This is a genomic window from Streptomyces sp. NPDC034103 (assembly GCF_055575395.1).
This window is the reverse complement of sequence record NZ_JBVISS010000012.1, coordinates 220929-237580: the sequence shown is the minus strand read 5'-3', so window position 1 is coordinate 237580 and position 16652 is coordinate 220929. Positions and strand designations below refer to the sequence as shown.

Annotated in this window: 18 protein-coding genes; 8 read left to right on the top strand and 10 right to left on the bottom strand. The window is 71.5% G+C overall.

Translation table 11 applies throughout. The features are described 5' to 3' along the window. Positions 1 to 121 precede the first annotated feature (121 nt). Positions 122 to 583 (top strand): DUF5709 domain-containing protein, encoded by a 462-nt coding sequence (locus ACZ56U_RS27420; protein ID WP_469086630.1) that lies wholly within the window; start codon positions 122 to 124, stop codon positions 581 to 583. Between the two features lie 78 nt (positions 584 to 661). Then, entirely contained in the window at positions 662 to 955 is a 294-nt protein-coding gene (locus tag ACZ56U_RS27415; RefSeq protein WP_469086629.1) for a type B 50S ribosomal protein L31, read from the top strand. Between the two features lie 134 nt (positions 956 to 1089). Here the strand turns inward: ACZ56U_RS27415 and ACZ56U_RS27410 are convergent, their stop codons facing one another. Further along, entirely contained in the window at positions 1090 to 1884 is a 795-nt protein-coding gene (locus ACZ56U_RS27410; protein WP_469086628.1) for a metal-dependent hydrolase, read from the bottom strand. A 145-nt stretch (positions 1885 to 2029) separates the two neighbouring features. Between ACZ56U_RS27410 and ACZ56U_RS27405 the strand changes: the two genes are divergently transcribed. Together ACZ56U_RS27405 and ACZ56U_RS27400 are read left to right on the top strand one after the other, a co-directional pair. Further along, positions 2030 to 4543 carry a DEAD/DEAH box helicase gene (locus ACZ56U_RS27405; protein ID WP_469086627.1) on the top strand — a complete coding sequence of 838 codons (2514 nt, stop codon included), beginning with the start codon at positions 2030 to 2032 and terminating at the stop codon, positions 4541 to 4543. A gap of 19 nt (positions 4544 to 4562) precedes the next feature. Then, positions 4563 to 5429 carry an acyl-CoA thioesterase gene (locus ACZ56U_RS27400; protein ID WP_391236545.1) on the top strand — a complete coding sequence of 289 codons (867 nt, stop codon included), beginning with the start codon at positions 4563 to 4565 and terminating at the stop codon, positions 5427 to 5429. A 110-nt stretch (positions 5430 to 5539) separates the two neighbouring features. On the opposite strand, the gene ACZ56U_RS27395 is transcribed toward ACZ56U_RS27400, so the two are convergent. The 7 genes from ACZ56U_RS27395 to ACZ56U_RS27365 all read right to left on the bottom strand — a co-directional run bounded on the left by ACZ56U_RS27395 (position 5540) and on the right by ACZ56U_RS27365 (position 12186). Continuing rightward, complete coding sequence (locus tag ACZ56U_RS27395) at positions 5540 to 6469, bottom strand: DUF6397 family protein (protein ID WP_469086626.1); 930 nt, start codon at positions 6467 to 6469, stop codon at positions 5540 to 5542. Between the two features lie 163 nt (positions 6470 to 6632). Further along, on the bottom strand, positions 6633 to 7031 hold the full coding sequence (locus tag ACZ56U_RS27390; RefSeq protein WP_469086625.1) for a roadblock/LC7 domain-containing protein: 399 nt from the start codon (positions 7029 to 7031) through the stop codon (positions 6633 to 6635). A gap of 133 nt (positions 7032 to 7164) precedes the next feature. Continuing rightward, positions 7165 to 7770 (bottom strand): GTP-binding protein, encoded by a 606-nt coding sequence (locus ACZ56U_RS27385; RefSeq protein ID WP_391236554.1) that lies wholly within the window; start codon positions 7768 to 7770, stop codon positions 7165 to 7167. Between the two features lie 147 nt (positions 7771 to 7917). Beyond that, on the bottom strand, positions 7918 to 8331 hold the full coding sequence (locus tag ACZ56U_RS27380; RefSeq protein WP_469086624.1) for a DUF742 domain-containing protein: 414 nt from the start codon (positions 8329 to 8331) through the stop codon (positions 7918 to 7920). A gap of 22 nt (positions 8332 to 8353) precedes the next feature. Further along, positions 8354 to 8824: a roadblock/LC7 domain-containing protein gene (locus ACZ56U_RS27375; protein WP_469086623.1), complete on the bottom strand. Its 471-nt coding sequence runs from the start codon at positions 8822 to 8824 to the stop codon at positions 8354 to 8356. Then, complete coding sequence (locus ACZ56U_RS27370; RefSeq protein ID WP_469086622.1) at positions 8821 to 11367, bottom strand: sensor histidine kinase; 2547 nt, start codon at positions 11365 to 11367, stop codon at positions 8821 to 8823. The genes ACZ56U_RS27375 and ACZ56U_RS27370 overlap by 4 nt, the downstream gene beginning before the upstream one ends. A gap of 45 nt (positions 11368 to 11412) precedes the next feature. Further along, a complete protein-coding gene (locus ACZ56U_RS27365) occupies positions 11413 to 12186 on the bottom strand; it encodes an MHYT domain-containing protein (RefSeq protein WP_469086621.1) in 774 nt (257 codons plus the stop codon). 152 nt (positions 12187 to 12338) lie between these two features. Here ACZ56U_RS27365 and ACZ56U_RS27360 point away from each other — a divergent pair, with 152 nt between their 5' ends. After that, positions 12339 to 12938 carry a class I SAM-dependent methyltransferase gene (locus tag ACZ56U_RS27360; RefSeq protein WP_469086620.1) on the top strand — a complete coding sequence of 200 codons (600 nt, stop codon included), beginning with the start codon at positions 12339 to 12341 and terminating at the stop codon, positions 12936 to 12938. 4 nt (positions 12939 to 12942) lie between these two features. Here the strand turns inward: ACZ56U_RS27360 and ACZ56U_RS27355 are convergent, their stop codons facing one another. Beyond that, positions 12943 to 13698, bottom strand: a complete 756-nt coding sequence (locus ACZ56U_RS27355) for an alpha/beta fold hydrolase (protein ID WP_469086619.1) — start codon at positions 13696 to 13698, stop codon at positions 12943 to 12945. Between the two features lie 179 nt (positions 13699 to 13877). Here ACZ56U_RS27355 and ACZ56U_RS27350 point away from each other — a divergent pair, with 179 nt between their 5' ends. Then, positions 13878 to 14402 carry a PadR family transcriptional regulator gene (locus ACZ56U_RS27350; protein ID WP_469086618.1) on the top strand — a complete coding sequence of 175 codons (525 nt, stop codon included), beginning with the start codon at positions 13878 to 13880 and terminating at the stop codon, positions 14400 to 14402. Here ACZ56U_RS27350 and ACZ56U_RS27345 read toward each other — a convergent pair. Further along, positions 14388 to 15284, bottom strand: coding sequence for an oxygenase MpaB family protein (locus tag ACZ56U_RS27345; protein ID WP_469086617.1), 897 nt, complete (start codon positions 15282 to 15284; stop codon positions 14388 to 14390). The two genes, ACZ56U_RS27350 and ACZ56U_RS27345, sit on opposite strands and share 15 nt — an antisense overlap. Positions 15285 to 15384: 100 nt before the next feature. Here ACZ56U_RS27345 and ACZ56U_RS27340 point away from each other — a divergent pair, with 100 nt between their 5' ends. Both ACZ56U_RS27340 and ACZ56U_RS27335 read left to right on the top strand, forming a co-directional pair. Beyond that, positions 15385 to 15681 (top strand): hypothetical protein, encoded by a 297-nt coding sequence (locus tag ACZ56U_RS27340; RefSeq protein ID WP_469086616.1) that lies wholly within the window; start codon positions 15385 to 15387, stop codon positions 15679 to 15681. 135 nt (positions 15682 to 15816) lie between these two features. After that, entirely contained in the window at positions 15817 to 16644 is an 828-nt protein-coding gene (locus tag ACZ56U_RS27335; protein ID WP_391236580.1) for a hypothetical protein, read from the top strand. Positions 16645 to 16652 lie beyond the last annotated feature (8 nt).

Sequence of the window (16652 nt, the reverse complement as noted above, 5' to 3'; positions counted from 1 at the left end):
GAAAGCGGCACCGGTTCGGGGAGCGTCCGGGAACCACGCGTTTCGCGCCGGACGCAGCCTGTGCCCGCACCGCGGCCGACCGCGGTGGAAACGGGCCCGGCCCCACCACCTGGAGGTATCCGTGAACAGCGGCGACGGATGGGGAGACGACGTCTACCAGCCCGACGCGTCGGAGATACAGGACGACGCGGGACTGCTGGACGCGGAGGACACCCTGGACAACGACGGTGTCGGTGATCCCCTGGACCGGGGCTGGTCCCCTCCGGAGCGTCCCTGGGCGGTCGAGCACACCGGTGTGAGGGCTGCCGAACGCGAGACGCTGGACCAGCGCCTCGCCGAGGAGCTGCCGGACGCCCCCGTACCCGACGGTGACGGCCTCGGCGACTGCGACGGCACCGACGGCGAACTCCTGGACAACGAGGTCGGCGCCAGACGGTCCGGCCGGCTCGTCGCTCCCGACGAGGGCGCCCACGAGGACGAGGAGAGCGCGCTGGTCGCCACGGACGTGGGCATCGACGGCGCGGCGGCCTCCGCCGAGGAGGCCGCGATGCACATCGTCGACGAGGACGCCCTGTCCGGCTGACCCGACCGGCCTTGCTGACCCGACGGCCCGCGTCGACCCGACCGCTCGCTCACCACGCACGCCGTAGGAGGAGCACGTATGCAGCAGGAAAAGCACCCCGACTACCACTCGGTCGTCTTCCGCGACCGCGCCGCCGGCTACGCCTTCCTGACCCGGTCCACCGCGACGAGCGAGCAGACGATCGACTGGGACGACGGCGAGACCTACCCCGTGGTGGACGTGGAGATCTCCTCGGAGAGCCACCCCTTCTACACCGGCAAAGCCCGGTCGGTGGACTCGGAGGGCCGGATCGCACAGTTCGAGCGCCGGTACGGGGGCGCCGGGCAGGGCGGGGAGGGCCAAGGCAGGGAAGGGCAGGGCGGCGAGGGGTGAGCGGGGGCTGAGGCGAACCGGTCCGACATCGGATGAGCGCGGGCTGAGGCGGGCGCGGCGGGTGCGTCGGCCGAGACCTCCACGGCCGCCCCCGTCGCCCGGCCCCGGACCTCGTCCCGTCCCCGCCCTCGCCGTCAGATGAAGTTGAGCGCCGCCGCGCCGCCCACCCCGCCCAGCAGCATGAACGCCGGCATCAGCACGTTGAGCTCGACCCAACTGCCCGCCCGGAACCGCATGATCTTGGGCGGCCCGATCGGGTACCAGCGCTTGCGGCCGATCGGGATGGGCCACAGGATCGGGCAGCCCGAGACAGTCAGCGCGTCGCCGATGTCGTGGACCAGAGCGCCGAGCAGGATCGGCAGGCCGAGCCACATGTACTCCTGGCCCGGCGCCGTGAACAGCCAGTTCGAACCGTTGCCCGGCTTGTCCAGAACCCCGGCGATGATCCACGCGCTGGTCGCGGCCAGCAGCCACACCAGGACGTCGGCGCTGGAGCCACGGGTCGCCCGCCACAGCAGCCCCTCGATGGCCAGCACTATGTGCACGAAGAGCAGTGCGAGCACCGCCCACCGGCCACCGTCGACCGCCAGGGCCGAGGCGCCGACGCCGATCAGTACCGCCCACAGCCAGGTGTGGGTGAGGGTGCGGTGACCGCCGGAGCGACGCGGGTCGCCCTGCTTCTTCGTCGCCTTGTAGACCACGTAGGAGAGCTTGTCGACGATCTCGCACAGCCCGCGCGAGATCGGCCCGAAGGCGCGCGAGATCGTGGCCGCCTTGTGGTCGAGGTCGGGGGCGAGGGCCGCGCCGGCGCACATCAGGGCGCCGGCGAGCAGAACCGGCCAGGGCATGGTGTGACCGGTCGCGGTGGCGGCGGCTCCGACACCGAGCCAGGCGGCGGCTCCGGACAGTGAGTGTGCTGGTCCCATCATGGCCGTAGCCCGCCCCATTCCTCGTGTGCCGCTGTCCAGTTGACCGGCCGCGCTGACGTGTCGTCGGCGACACAGCGTACTGGTCATGATCTTCGTAGCCGCAGCCGATTCCCCTGTGCGGCAGAAGGGCAGGCAAGATGGGTGGGTGACCCTCATCGATCAGCTGCCGCCGACCGCAGACCCCGACGCCCTCTACGAAGCCTTCGAGTCCTGGGCCGTGGAGCGCGGGCTCACGCTCTACCCCCATCAGGAGGAGGCGCTGATCGAGGTGGTCTCCGGCGCGAACGTGATCGTGTCGACCCCCACCGGCTCCGGCAAGAGCATGATCGCGGCGGCCGCGCACTTCGCCGCGCTCGCCCGTGACGAGGTCACTTTCTACACGGCCCCCATCAAGGCCCTGGTGTCGGAGAAGTTCTTCGAGCTGTGCAAGATCTTCGGCACGGAGAACGTCGGCATGCTCACCGGCGACGCCTCCGTCAACGCCGACGCGCCCGTGATCTGCTGCACCGCCGAGGTGCTGGCGTCGATCGCGCTGCGCGACGGCAAGCAGGCGGACGTCGGCCAGGTCGTGATGGACGAGTTCCACTTCTACGCCGAGGGCGACCGCGGCTGGGCCTGGCAGATCCCGATCCTGGAGCTGCCGCAGGCGCAGTTCATCCTGATGTCGGCGACGCTCGGCGACGTCTCGATGTTCGAGACGGACCTCACCCGGCGCACCGGCCGCCCGACCGCGGTGGTCCGCTCCGCGACGCGCCCGGTGCCGCTGTCCTACGAGTACAAGTTCACCCCGCTCACCGAGACGCTGACCGAGCTGCTGGACACCCGGCAGGCCCCGGTCTACATCGTGCACTTCACCCAGGCGCAGGCCGTGGAGCGGGCGCAGGCGCTGATGAGCATCAACATGTGCTCGAAGAGGGAGAAGGAGCAGATCGCCGATCTGATCGGCAACTTCCGCTTCACCACCAAGTTCGGCCAGAACCTGTCCCGTTACGTACGGCATGGCATCGGCGTCCACCACGCCGGCATGCTGCCCAAGTACCGCCGCCTGGTGGAGAAGCTCGCGCAGGCCGGCCTGCTGAAGGTCATCTGCGGCACGGACACGCTCGGTGTGGGCGTCAACGTCCCCATCCGCACCGTGCTCTTCACCGCGCTCACCAAGTACGACGGCAACCGGGTGCGCACGCTGCGCAACCGTGAGTTCCACCAGATCGCCGGTCGCGCCGGACGGGCCGGGTTCGACACGGCGGGCTTCGTCGTGGCGCAGGCGCCCGAGCACGTCGTCGAGAACGAGAAGGCGCTCGCCAAGGCCGGCGACGACCCGAAGAAGCGGCGCAAGGTCGTTCGCAAGAAGGCGCCGGAGGGGTTCGTCGCCTGGTCGGAGAGCACCTTCGAGAAGCTCATCTCCTCCGAGCCCGAGCCGTTGACCTCCCGGTTCCGGGTCACGCACACCATGCTGCTGTCGGTGATCGCCCGCCCCGGCAACGCCTTCCAGGCGATGCGCCATCTCCTGGAGGACAACCACGAGCCACGCAAGCAGCAGCTGCGGCACATCCGGCGGGCGATCGCCATCTACCGCTCGCTGCTGGACGGGGGCATCGTCGAGAAGCTCGACGAACCGGACGCCGAGGGCCGGATCGTCCGGCTCACCGTGGACCTCCAGCAGGACTTCGCACTGAACCAGCCGCTGTCCACCTTCGCGCTGGCCGCCTTCGAACTCCTCGACCCCGAATCGCCGTCCTACGCCCTGGACATGGTCTCCGTCGTCGAGTCGACGCTGGACGATCCGCGCCAGATCCTCGTCGCCCAGCTGAACAAGGCGAAGGGCGAGGCCGTGGCCGCGATGAAGGCGGACGGTGTCGAGTACGAGGAGCGGATGGAGCGCCTCCAGGACATCAGCTACCCCAAGCCCCTGGAGGAGCTGCTCTTCCACGCGTACGACACCTACCGCAAGAGCCACCCCTGGGTCGGCGACCATCCGCTCTCCCCGAAGTCCGTGATCCGCGACATGTACGAACGGGCCATGTCCTTCACGGAGTTGGTGTCCCACTACGAGCTCGCCCGCACCGAGGGCATCGTCCTGCGCTACCTCGCCAGTGCCTACAAGACGCTCGACCACAACATCCCGGACGACATCAAGTCCGAGGATCTCCAGGACCTCATCGAGTGGCTCGGGGAGATGGTGCGCCAGGTCGACTCCAGCCTGCTGGACGAGTGGGAGCAGCTCGCCAACCCGGAGGTGATGACCGCGGAGGAGGCCCAGGAGAAGGCCGACGAGGTCAAGCCGGTCACCACCAACGCGCGCGCCTTCCGCGTCCTGGTCCGCAACGCCATGTTCCGCCGGGTCGAGCTCGCCGCCCTGGACCAGGTCGAGGCGCTGGGAGAGCTGGACGGTGAGGCCGGCTGGGACGCCGACGCCTGGGGCGAGGCGATGGACAAGTACTGGGACGAGTACGAGGACCTCGGCACCGGTCCCGACGCCCGCGGCCCGAAGCTGCTCCTGATCGAGGAGGAGCCGGAGAACCGCCTGTGGCGCGTCCGCCAGATCTTCGACGACCCGAACGACGATCACGACTGGGGCATCAGCGCGGAGGTCGATCTGACGGCCTCCGACGCGGAGGGTCGCGCGATCATCCGCGTCACCGATGTCGGCCAGCTGTGAGCACAGGAGAGACCCACCCATGACGAACCCGGCCGAGAGACTGGTCGACCTGCTCGACCTGGAACGGATCGAGCTCAACATCTTCCGCGGCCGCAGCCCGCACGAGTCCCTCCAGCGGGTCTTCGGCGGCCAGGTGGCGGGGCAGGCGCTGGTCGCCGCCAACCGCACCACCGAGGGCGACCGCCCGGTGCACTCGCTGCACGCGTACTTCCTGCGTCCGGGCCGGCCCGGGGTGCCGATCGTGTACCAGGTCGAACGGGTGCGGGACGGCAGGTCGTTCACGACCCGCCGGGTCACCGCGGTGCAGCAGGGCCGCACGATCTTCAATCTCACCGCCTCCTTTCACAAGCCTGAGGAAGGAACCTTCGAGCACCAGCTGCCGCCGGCCCGTGAGGTCCCGGACCCGGAGTCGCTGCCGTCGGTGACGGACGAGATCCGGGAGCACCTGGGCGCGCTGCCCGAGCAGTTGGAGCGGATGGCGCGCCGCCAGCCCTTCGACATCCGCTATGTGGACCGGCTGCGCTGGGCGCCCGAGGAGGTCAAGGGCGCCGAGCCGCGCAGCGCGGTGTGGATGCGCGCGGTCGGACCGCTCGGCGACGACCCGGTCGTGCACACCTGCGCCCTCACCTACGCCAGCGACATGACCCTTCTGGACGCCGTGCGCATCCCGGTCGAACCTCTGTGGGGTCCGCGGAGCTTCGACATCGCGTCGCTGGACCACGCCATGTGGTTCCACCGGCCGTTCCGCGCGGACGAGTGGTTCCTGTACGACCAGGAGTCACCGATCGCGACGGGCGGCCGGGGCCTGGCCCGCGGGCGGATCTACGACCTGGAGGGCCGGCTGCTCGTGTCCGTCGTCCAGGAAGGGCTGTTCCGCCCCCTCTGAGGCACGCACCGCGCACCGCGCATGCCCCTCCCGGGTGCTCCGCGTCGCGCGCCAGGTGGGACCGGGCAGGGCGTTCAGCGGACGTCCGCGGGCGTTCGGAGCACGTACCGTCAAGGACTGCTCCGAACGCTCTGCCGCACGCGTCCGGGACGGCAGGTCAGGCGCTTGGTGCGGCGCAGTCGGCCGAGCAGTCCGCGCGCCGGGCTCTCCGGCTCGGACGGCCGGACCCGCGGTGCCGGTGGCATCCGCTCGGCCGCCGGTCGCGGCGCCTGTCGTGGCGGGCGGGCGTCCGCCAGGGCCCGTGCCAGGTCGGTCCGCAGCCGGTCGATCTCGTCCAGGTCGTCCGCCGTCATGAGCTTCTCGGTGAGGTGGGCGGCGGGTGAGCCCTGCGCGCCCTGGGAGGGCGGTCCGGGCCGGAAGCGCATCACCTGGGAGCGCTCGTAGGGGTCCGGGACGACCTCCGCGATCTGGACGGGGTCCAGGAAGGCAGCCAGGGCTCCGGCGCTCTCCCACGGTCCGTCGGCCGACCGCAGCAGGAACTCCCGGTGCCGGGCACGCCAGTTGCGGGCCCGCAGATCCAGCCCCGCGTCCAGCAGCCCCCGCATCCCCTCGGGCAGGCAACGGGCCTTCAGCAGCTCGGCGTTCGCCTCGTCGGCCGCGAACCGCTCGAGTTCCTCGGCCATATACAGCCACACCACGGCCCGGTACCGGTTCAGATAGAACCGCACCGGCGCCACCACGCCCAGTCGCGCCAGACGTGTGAACCTGCCGACCGGCACCTCCATGACGGCCGCGGCCTCGGTGGTGCCGACGACCCGCACGCGCCGTCGGAGGGAGTCGGGGAAGCCGTCCTGTGCCTGGAGGCGGTCGATCTCGGAGCGGGGGACACGGCGGCCCCCGGCTCCTTCGTCGGGCACCGTCTGGATCAGGCCGAGATGGACGGCCAGGTCGAACTCGCTGCGTTTGAGCCCCAGTTCCCGGATGGCGCGGCCCGGCGCGCAGGTGAGGGGCTGGGGTGGGGTGATGGTCGTGCCTGACATGGGCGTACTCCCCCGTGGAGTCGGTCGCTCACGCTGTGTGCGTTCGCCGTGAAAAAACCGTAACCGCTCGGGCGGATCTCGCGGCGTGCCTGTGGATAACTCCGCGAGGGAGGTGGAACCTGCAGGTCAGGCGGTCAAAGGGCGAGAGGTTGGTGCTGCGGCGCTAGTTTCGCTCGGGGTGACGGGCGTCCACGGTGAGGTGTTCGCCCACTCGATTGACGAGCAGCGTCATCTCGTAGGCGATCTGCCCGATGTCGGCCTCCGCGCCGCTGAGGACGCACAGACACGCGCCGGTGCCGGCCGCGGTGACGAACAGGACCGCGTCGTCGAACTCGATCATCGTCTGACGTACGTGGCCGGCTCCGAAGTGGCGTCCCGACCCCTTGGCCAGGCTGTGCAGTCCGGAGGAGACGGCTGCCAGGTGCTCCGCGTCCTCACGGCGCAGTCCGGTGCTCGCCCCCGCCACCAGGCCGTCGTTGGACAGCACCAGCGCGTGCCGCACATGGTCGACGCGCGTTGTCAGATCGTCCAGCAGCCAGCCCAGTCCCTGGTTCTGCGCCATGTTTCCGTCTCCCCGTGTGACGTCTCCCCCTGGCCGGAGGATCTCCCGGCCACGATTCCCGACGACCGGGGCCCGGGCAAGGAGGACGGGCCAAGGCGCGGAAGATGGCCGAACCTTTGCTCGAAAACCAGGTTCACCCCACCGAGTCCAGCAGCCGGGCGGTGTGCATCCGCCCGGCGTACTCGACGAGCCGGATCAGCACCTCCTTGCCGGAGTCACGGTCGCGGGCGTCGCAGAGCACCACGGGGGTGCCACGGTCGAGGTCGAGCGCGCGGGAGACGTCGGCGGCACCGTACGTACGGGCGCCCGTGAAGCAGTTGACGGCGACGACGAACGGGATGTGGCGATGCTCGAAGTAGTCGACCGCGGGGAAGCAGTCCTCCAGCCGACGGGTGTCGGCGAGCACCACGGCGCCGAGGGCACCCTGGGACAGCTCGTCCCACAGGAACCAGAAGCGGTCCTGCCCGGGGGTGCCGAAGAGGTAGAGGGAGAGCCCGGAGCGGATGGTGATGCGGCCGAAGTCCATGGCGACCGTGGTCGTGACCTTCTGGTCCACGCCGTCGGTGTCGTCGACCAACTGACCGGCCTCGCTGAGGAGTTCCTCGGTGCGCAGCGGCCTGATCTCGCTGACCGCGCCCACCAGGGTCGTCTTGCCCACGCCGAACCCGCCGGCGACCAGTATCTTCAACGCCAGCGCGGTCGGCTCGCCGCCCTGGGCATCGGAGTGCTCGGAGACCATCGATCACTTCTCTCGGGAGTACCGGCCACGGTCGGCGGTGCACAGCTGCGAAGTCAGCATGATGACAACTGCGGCGCCCCTTCGCGGGGTTGGACCGCTATCTGCTGTGTACGACCGGTTCACGTGCGTTCCATTACGAAATTTCATCTACAGCGCCCGTAGTCCTTCGATCACCTCGCGCAGGATCCGTTCGTCCGGAAGCTGCGCGGGCGGTACCGGACGGCTGACGGTGACGCAGCCGAGCTCCAGGAGGTCGCCCAGGAGCACTCTGACGACGCCGACGGGCAGATCGGCCCCGGCGGCGAGTTCGGCGACCGACTGCGTCTCGACGCGGCACAGCTCGATCAGCGCCCGGTGCTCCGGCCCGAGCGCGGTGTCGTCGCCGACGCCGGGCGCCGTCGCGTCCAGCGTGACCAGGGCGATGAGGTCGAAACGCACCCCGGTGGGACCGGGCTGGGTGCGTCCGCCCGTCATGGCGTACGGGCGGACGAGGGGTCCGGCCTCCCCGTCGTACCACTGGCTGCCCTGCTCGCGCGGGGCGCCGGTCATGTCCTCCGTCATGAGCGTGGACCGCCTTCCCGTCTCATCCGGCGGGAGGCCGCGCGGCGACCCTCGGCGCCGTGTACAGGTGCTCGCCGACGCGTTTGACCAGCCGCGCCATCTCGTAGGCCACCAGGCCGATGTCGGCGGTGACGGCGGTGAGAAGGGCGAGGCAGGAGCCGTCGCCCGCGGCGGCCACGAACAGGAAGCCGTCGTCCATCTCGACCATCGTCTGGCGCACGCCGCCCGCCCCGAAGTGCCGGCCGGCGCCCTTGGCCAGGCTGTGGAAGCCGGAGGCCACCGCGGCCAGGTGCTCCGCGTCCTCGCGACGCAGGTCGCTCGACGACCCCACGGCGAGGCCGTCGTTGGACAGCACCACGGCGTGCCGCACCTCGCTGACGCGCAGCACCAGGTCGTCCAGCAGCCAGTCGAGTTCGCCGGACCTCCCCCACTCGTGGCCTCGCTCGCGCGGGGGGACCCCCACGCCGTCCCTCATGCCGGGGTCCTGGATCATGCTGGGTCTCCTTCACTTCTGTCGCTGGCCGCGCGTGAATCCGGGGCGGCGCCGCGTCCGGGCCGACGGCCGCCGCCGCGCGTCCAGCCCTCGCGGTAGGCCGCCATCCGGTCGCGTACGAGCTCGGGGGTGCGCCGGTCGTCGTCCTGCGGGTCGGGCTGCCGTTGGGGCTCCTCGGGGCGGGATTCGCGCAGCTGGGGGGCGAGGTTGGCCTGCCGTACGCGGCGCGGGAGGTCGTCCGATTCCTCGGAGTCGTCCGGGGGACGGTGCAGTCGCAAGGTGGTGACTCCGGGGGGTGAGGTGGCGGGGGCCGCCTCGGCCCTGGACTCCGCCGCCATGACCGGTGCGGCAGGGGCGGGGGCGGGCGCGGGGGCCACCAGCGCGGGCCGGTCGGCCGACGCGTGCACGGACTCCTGCGGCCGGGCGGCACCGGGCACGCGCGCGTACTCGCGTTCGTGGTCCGCCGTCCTACGAGGGGAACGTTCCTCCGACCCGCTCTGCAGCAGGGCGGTGGGCAGCAGGACGACGGCGGTCGTGCCCCCGTAGGGCGAGGTGCGCAGATGGACCTTGATGCCGTGCCGGGCGGCGAGCCTGCTGACCACGAAGAGTCCGAGCCGGTCGCTGTCGAACAGGTCGAGGGCCTCGGACTGTTCGATGCGGCGGTTGGCCTCCGCCAAAGTCTCCTTGCCCATGCCCAGTCCCCGGTCCTCGACCTCGATCGCGTAACCGTTGCCGACGGGTTCGCCGGTGACGCGCACGCGTGTGTGCGGAGGTGAGAACTGCGCGGCGTTCTCGACGACCTCGGCCAGCAGGTGGGTGAGGTCGGCGACGGCCCCGCCGACGACGGACGCCTCGGGAAGCTGGCGTACCTCCACGCGCGCGTAGTCCTCGACCTCGGAGACGGCCGCGCGGACCACGTTGGTCAGGGAGACCGGCATGCGCCAGGCACGCCCGGGTGCGGCTCCGGAGAGGATGATCAGGCTCTCCGCGTGGCGCCGCATGCGGGTGGTGAGGTGGTCGAGGCGGAAGAGGTCGCTCAGCTCGCCCGGGTCATCGGAGCGGCGTTCCATGCTGTCCAGCAGGCTCAGTTGGCGGTGCACGAGGACCTGGCTGCGGCGGGCGAGGTTGACGAACACCCCGGAGATGCCGCTGGCTAGCTCGGCGCGTTCCACGGCGGCCCGCAGCGCGGCGCGGTGCACGGTGGCGAGGGCCTCGGCGACCTGTCCCGTCTCGTCCTCGGCGGGCGGTCCGGGTGGTGCCTCGGCCTGGACGTCGATCTCCTCGCCGGCCCGGAGCTTGCGCATGGCCTCGGGGAGTTTGCGCCGGGCGATCTCCAGGGCGGTGTTGCGCAGGCCCTCCAGTTCGACGACCAGCCCGCGTCCGATGCGTACGGAGATGACGAGCGAGGCGGCGACGGCGGCGAGGCCGAGCAGGACGGCGGCACCGGCCGGGGTGAGCAGCCCGCGGGTGAACGGGTCGGCCTGGTCGGCGACTCCGCGTCCGGCGTCCTCCTCGATGGTCCGCATGCGGTCCTGCACGCGTGCGTGCGCCTTGCTCCAGGTGGCCTCGGGGGCCGCGGCGATCGCCGACGCGACCCCGCGCCTGGTGAGGACCTTGTCCTCGACGTCGCCGACCGCGGCGTAGTCGCCACCGCCGGCGAGGTCCTGCCAGGCGGCGCGTTCGGGGCCGCGCAGGTCGGCGACGGCCGATGCGGTGAGCGTGCGGCGGGTGGCGACGGCGCCGGTGAACAGCCGCAGCCGCTCGCCGTCCAGTCGGCCGGCGAGGCGGGCGCCGGCGAGCAGGACGTCCTCCTGGGCCAGCGCCTCGCCCGCCCGGGAGAACTCGAGCAGCACGCGCGCGTCGGAGCCGAGTTCGGCGTCCTGGATGCCGGTGAGGGCGCCGCCCACGCCGAAGGCTGTCGCGATGGTGCTCGTGTAGCGCCCGTACGTCTCGTTCCAGCCGGCCCGGCGGTCGAGCACGGCGGCCCGCAGGGGGCGCAGTTGTTCGGCACCGGTCACGAAGGTCTCCAGGCGCTGGGCCACTCCCGCGGGCAGTTCCTCGCCGTCGGCGACGGTGTTGTCGTCGCCGAGCCGCAGCTTCGTCAGCGCCGTGTCGGTGCGCTCCGCGAGGGTCCTGAGGTCGCCGCCGCGGCTGCCGGCCGGGTCGGTGGCGTAGCGCACGGCGGCCGCGCGTTCCGCCTGGAGTGCCGCGACCGCGGCCGCGACCGGGGACCGGATCTCGGCGTCCACCCGTTGCAACTGCCGTAGCCGGGAGACGTCCTGGGCGGTGCTGACGGTGGCGTAGGCCCACAGGGCCAGCAGGGAGACGACCGGCACCATCAGCAGGCAGATGATCTTGGCGCGTACGGTGCGCGGGCGTATCAGCCAGCGGCCCGCGCGCGCGGGCGCCTCGTCGGGTACGGCGGCCACCGGGTCGTCGAGGCCTTCGTCGGCCGGCGGTCCGGCGTGCGCGCGGCGGCCGCGGGCGGTGGGCGCAGGGGACGCCTTGGCGTCGTTCGTGGGGGTCCTACGGGATGTACGCATGGCCTCCTGCCTCGGAAGTGGTCGGTGGGCGGGCCCGACGGGCCGTCAGGGGGCGGCGCTGTGGACCGGCCGCTGGGCCGAGGCGGACGCCGCGCGCTCCCCCGTCGACGGCGACAGCGCGACGAAGGCGGAGGTCAGGAACAGATAGGACCCGAGGCCGACGGCGAGGGGGAAGATGAACTGCATCGCCGTGGCGCCGGGCAGGGCCGCGCCGGAGGGGCTCACGCGCACGCTCACCGAGAACATCCCGGTGTAGTGCATGCTGCTGACCGCGGCGCCCATGATGAGCGAGGCGACGGTGACGGCGACGGGCGACTTGATGTTGAGCGCGGCCCACAGCGCGGCCGTCGCCGCGACGACGGCGATCAGGACGGACAGTCCGACGAGGACCGGGTCGTAGGCGACGTCGCCGTGCAGACGCACGGCGGCCATGCCCAGGTAGTGCATGCTCGCCACGCCGAGTCCGGTGGTGAGTCCGCCGAGGAACAGCGCTCGGCCCCGGTCCTTGCTGTAGCCGACGGCGAAGACGCCGGCGCAGACGACGAGCATGGCGACGAGCAGGCTCACGATGGTGAGCGGCACGTCGTAGCGGATGTCGGTGCCGCTGACGCTGAAGCCGAGCATGGCCACGAAGTGCATGGTCCAGATGCCGGTCCCGATCGCGGAGGCGGCGGTGATGAGCCAGTTGCGGCGTGAACGCCCCGTGGCACCGAGCGCGCGGACCGTGCAGCGCAGCCCGAGGGCGGCGCCTATACAGGCCATCACGTACGACAGCGCGGGGGTCAGCCAGCCGAGGGCGGCGTGGTCCAGGTGTCCCATGGCTCCGGGACGCTAGCCGGGGCATGGGCGCACAAAGGGGGCGCATTTCGAAAGGTGTTGGAATATGGCGAAGAGATGCACCTGAACGATCGCGCCGCGCTCGAACGTGTGCACAGCAGCATCATCCTTGTCGGTGAGAGATCATGCGGTACATGAGCGACGACCACACACACGTCCAGGAGTTCTTCGGCGCCCGGGCCGCCGACTGGGACGCCCGCTTCCCCGACGACGGTCCCGCCTACGCCGCCGCGATCGCGGACCTCGGACTGCGCGAGGGCGACCGGGTGCTGGACGCCGGCTGCGGCACCGGGCGGGCGCTGCCGCCCCTGCGTGCCGCCGTGGGGCCCTCGGGAGTGGTCCTGGGTGCCGATCTGACCCCCGCCATGCTCCAGGTCGCCGTACAGGCCGGGCGGGACGGGGAGGGCCTGTTGCTGCTGGCAGACGTGTCGGCGCTGCCGCTGCGCTCGCGGTCGCTGGACGCCGTGTTCGGGGCGGGGCTGATCTCCCACCTGCCCGACCCGGCCGAGAACCTGCGGGAGTTGGCGCGCGTGGTCCGCCCGGGCGGCACGCTGGCGCTGTTCCACCCGATCGGCCGGGCCGCACTCGCGGCCCGGCAGGGCCGCCAGATCACCCCGGACGACCTGCGCGCTGAGCCCCGTCTCCGCCCCCTGCTGGCCGGTTCCGGATGGCGCATGACGTCGTACGTCGACGAGGACACCCGGTTCCTGGCCCTGGCCGTACGGGACGACTGACCCCTCAGAGCCGTCCGGCGACCACCGCCACGAAGGCGTCGGGGTTGTCGAACATGACGTTGTGCCCGGCGCCGGGCACGGTCACCACACGCACCCCCGCGGCCTCGAGCGTGTCCCTGCCCTCGAGTTCACCGCTCGCCTCGCCCTGCAGATAGACGCGCTCCACGGCCAGGCCCTCCAAAATCGTGCGCATGACCGGCTCGGACCCGCGCCGCAGTCCCACGGCCGAGCGGTGCAGGGCGCGCGGGTCGGCCAGTCGCATCGTCGCGGCCCACAGGGGCCCGATCTGTTCCAGCACGCGCGCGTGGCCGCCGTCGACGAAGGCGTCCTCGTCATGGGCGGCGATGCCGCTGCTGCCCGCGGTGGGCGGCGGGAACGCGTCCAGGTTGGCCTCCGTCAGCACAAGACGGGAGACCAGCTCGGGCCGCCGGTGGGCGAGGACCAGCGCCACGGCACCGCCCATGCTGTGCGCGATCAGCTCGGCACCGGTGACCCCGGCCGCGTCCAGGGCCGCCGCCAGGGCCCGCGCGTGGTCTTCAAGCGTGTAGCCGAAGTGCTCGGGCCGGTCGCTGATGCCGTGTCCGGGCAGGTCCACGAACAGACTCCGCCGGCCCGCGAGTTCGGGGCGGGCCGCGATGTGGGCGTGGTACACGGCCGAGGCCGCCCCCAAGCCGTGCACGTACACGCGCGCGGGCTCCTCGCCGGGCACCTCGGTCCAGCGGACGCAGCTTCCCTTGCCGTCGAACTCGGCCTGCCTCATCGCGCACTCCCTCGAACGCCGTCATCTTGTCGTCGCCGGCTTGTCGTCGCCGGCTTGTCGTCGCCGGCTTGTCGTCGCCGGAGAAGATACATCGTTTACGAGGTATCCGGGAAGCGATGTATCTGTTGGGTGATGTATCCATTGGCCGATGTACACCGTACGTACGGCAGAATGCGGGCATGCTGGAGCTCGCCATCCTCGGTTTCCTGTACGACGCCCCCCTGCACGGCTATGAGCTGCGCAAACGCATCACGGCGCTCACCGGGCACGTGAAGCCCGTCGCCGAGAGCACGCTCTATCCGGCGATCAAGCGCCTGGAGAAGGCAGGCCTGCTGGAGCGCGCGACCGAGCCCGGGGCCGTCGCCGCACCGCGACACGTCCTGACGCTGACCGAGGACGGGCGCCGCGAACTGCGCCGACGGCTCGCCGAACCGGTCCAGCGCGACATCACCGACGAGAACCGCTGGTTCACGCTCCTCGCCTTCCTCCGGCACCTGGAGGACGCCACCGCGCAGGCGGCCGTGCTGCGGCGCAGGCTGGCGTTCCTGGAGGAGCCGGCAAGCTTCTTCTACGAGGGCGATCGACCGTTGCGCGCCGAGGAGTTGGACGATCCGTTCCGGCGCGGGATCCTGACGATCGCCCGCGCCACGTCCCGCGCCGAACTCGGCTGGCTGCGGGAGACCCTCACCTCACTCGACGACTGAACCCTGCCGGTGCCGCACCGGGCAGCCGGCGACGCCGGGAACCGGCCGGGTGCCCAGGTCGGCGAACCGGTAGCCGTCCGGGTATCCCTTGATCTCCCAGTTCTGCCGGGCGAAGTGCGGAGCGCGACGCGGCGGCAGCAGGCGTACGGCACGGCCACGCGCGCGTACGGCACGGCGCACCCACGCACGCGTGGCGGGGTGCGGGGACGGGTAGCGGAAGGCACGCAGCAGGGGGTCGTCGAGCAGGGCCAGGGTCGAGGCGCGCAGCAGGGGCGCCAGCGGACGCGGATACCAGGACGCCATCAGGTCGAGCGTGGCGTCCGAGACGCGCCGCGCGCCCTCGTCCCAGGCGAAGTGGGCCTCCTCGTAGGCGTCGAGGCAGTCCTCGAACTCCTCGTAGGTCCCGGGAATGTCCCGGATGCCCATGTGCCGCCCCAGCGTGCGGTAGTGGACGGCGGCGGCCACGATCTCGTGGCGCGACATCCTGCGCCACGCGTAGGCGTCCGTCCACCGCTTCGGCATCACGACGAACGTGCACAGGACGTAGCGCATGTCGTCGTTGCTGATGTCATAGCTGCCGTGCATCTGGTTGATCCGGCGGATCGCCGTGCGCCCCTGCTCGCTGCCGAAACCGTGCTCGACGACGGCGTCGAGGAGCAGCGAGGTGTCGTCGTAGCGTTTCTGCGCGCGGTCCGTGAGCTCGGCGGTCTCGGCCAGCAGACTCCCGATGCTGGGCACGGCGTACGTCCGATAAAGCGCCAATTCGAGGGCTCGGGTGAAGTCCCAGGGGAACTCGTAGGCCGCGGAGAGCCGGTAGATCTCCGAGGCGTTCTCGTACGGGTCCATCCGCCGTATCTGTGCGAGCCGCTCGAAGCGCTTCACCGCACCCTCCCCCTTATGCCGCCGAATTTCCAACTCTACGGTGAACAGGGAGAGATGAACGATCACAGTCAGCCAACCACGCAGGGCTAAGGCGGTCAGCATGTGGGACAGGATCCGTACGTCCGTCGCCAAACTCTTCAGCGCCGCGCACATCGACGAGGCCAATGGCCGGGACACACGCACGCACAATCTGTTCGAGGCCGCCGCGGTCTACGTCTCGGCGTGTGCGGAGGACGACCAGGACCAGATCGACGAGGCGGCGGGCTGGGTGTCGCCGGAGGCCCTGTCGTTCGGGGTGAGCGAGCTGGCGTGCCGGGCGGTCATCGCGCTCGCGCGCGAGCGCGACGAGTCGCCGCAGACGGTGGCCCGTTCCCTGCTGGGGCTCCCGGCCGCCTGACCGAACCCTCATCCGCGGTCGATTCGCCCCGTCCGGACGGAAAACCGCTGCTCCGGGTGTGCTGGGGAGTCGTGACAAGCACCTTCCTCGCACACTAGGGTGCGCGCCGTTGGACATACCGATGGGGAGGCTGGGATGGCCGGGACGGACGAGGACACCGTCGCCGCCGTGGACGACGCGCTCTATGTGCTCACGGCGGTGCTGCTGACGCCGGCGAAGTTCCCGAGCGTGCTGGGCGACGACTATCCGGAGGCCTGTGCTGCGCTCGGTCTCGCGCCGCTCGCCGACGGGTACGGCCTGGTGCTCGGCCAGGACGGTGACGGTTCCCGCTGGACGGTCGTCGTCGACGACGTGTCGCTGGTCGCCGTCGCCATCGCGTCGTGGGACTGCGGCATGGAGTACGACCTCTCGCCCGACGAACGTTCGGTCGTCGCCGCCCTGCCAGGCTGGCCGCTCGCGGTCGCCGTCGCGGCCCCGAACGTGCCCGCGCCGCACGACCCCGACCCTCAGGACGCCGACGGCCCGCCGCTGGCGCCGCCGGACACCAGCGTCTGGGGACCGGCTCAGCGGCGGCTGGGCGCCGACGAGATCGCCCTCCAGTGGGCCGTGTGGCGCGAGCAGATCGACGACGCCGACTTCCCGGCGCCGGACGCGCGAGGGGACGCCGTGGAGGGCTCCGAGGACGCTCCTCGGGGCGACAACGGCATCCGGCGCGTCCTCGCGGAGGCGCGGGGCTACGTGGACACACCCCCGCCCCTGGGCCGGGTCCGCTCGTCCTTCGCCCCGGGTGACGCCCGCACCCTGCGCGCCGACGGGCCCGGCTGGTCCCTGGTGGCCAGGACCGACGACATCGCCTTCGTGCTCCTCGACGACAAGCCCGGTGAGGTGCTGCCGGTCGGGCGGGGCCCGGAGCTGCCCGGGTTGCTGGAGGCGCTGGACAAGATGGCCGTACGCCCCAGCTGAACCGGGGC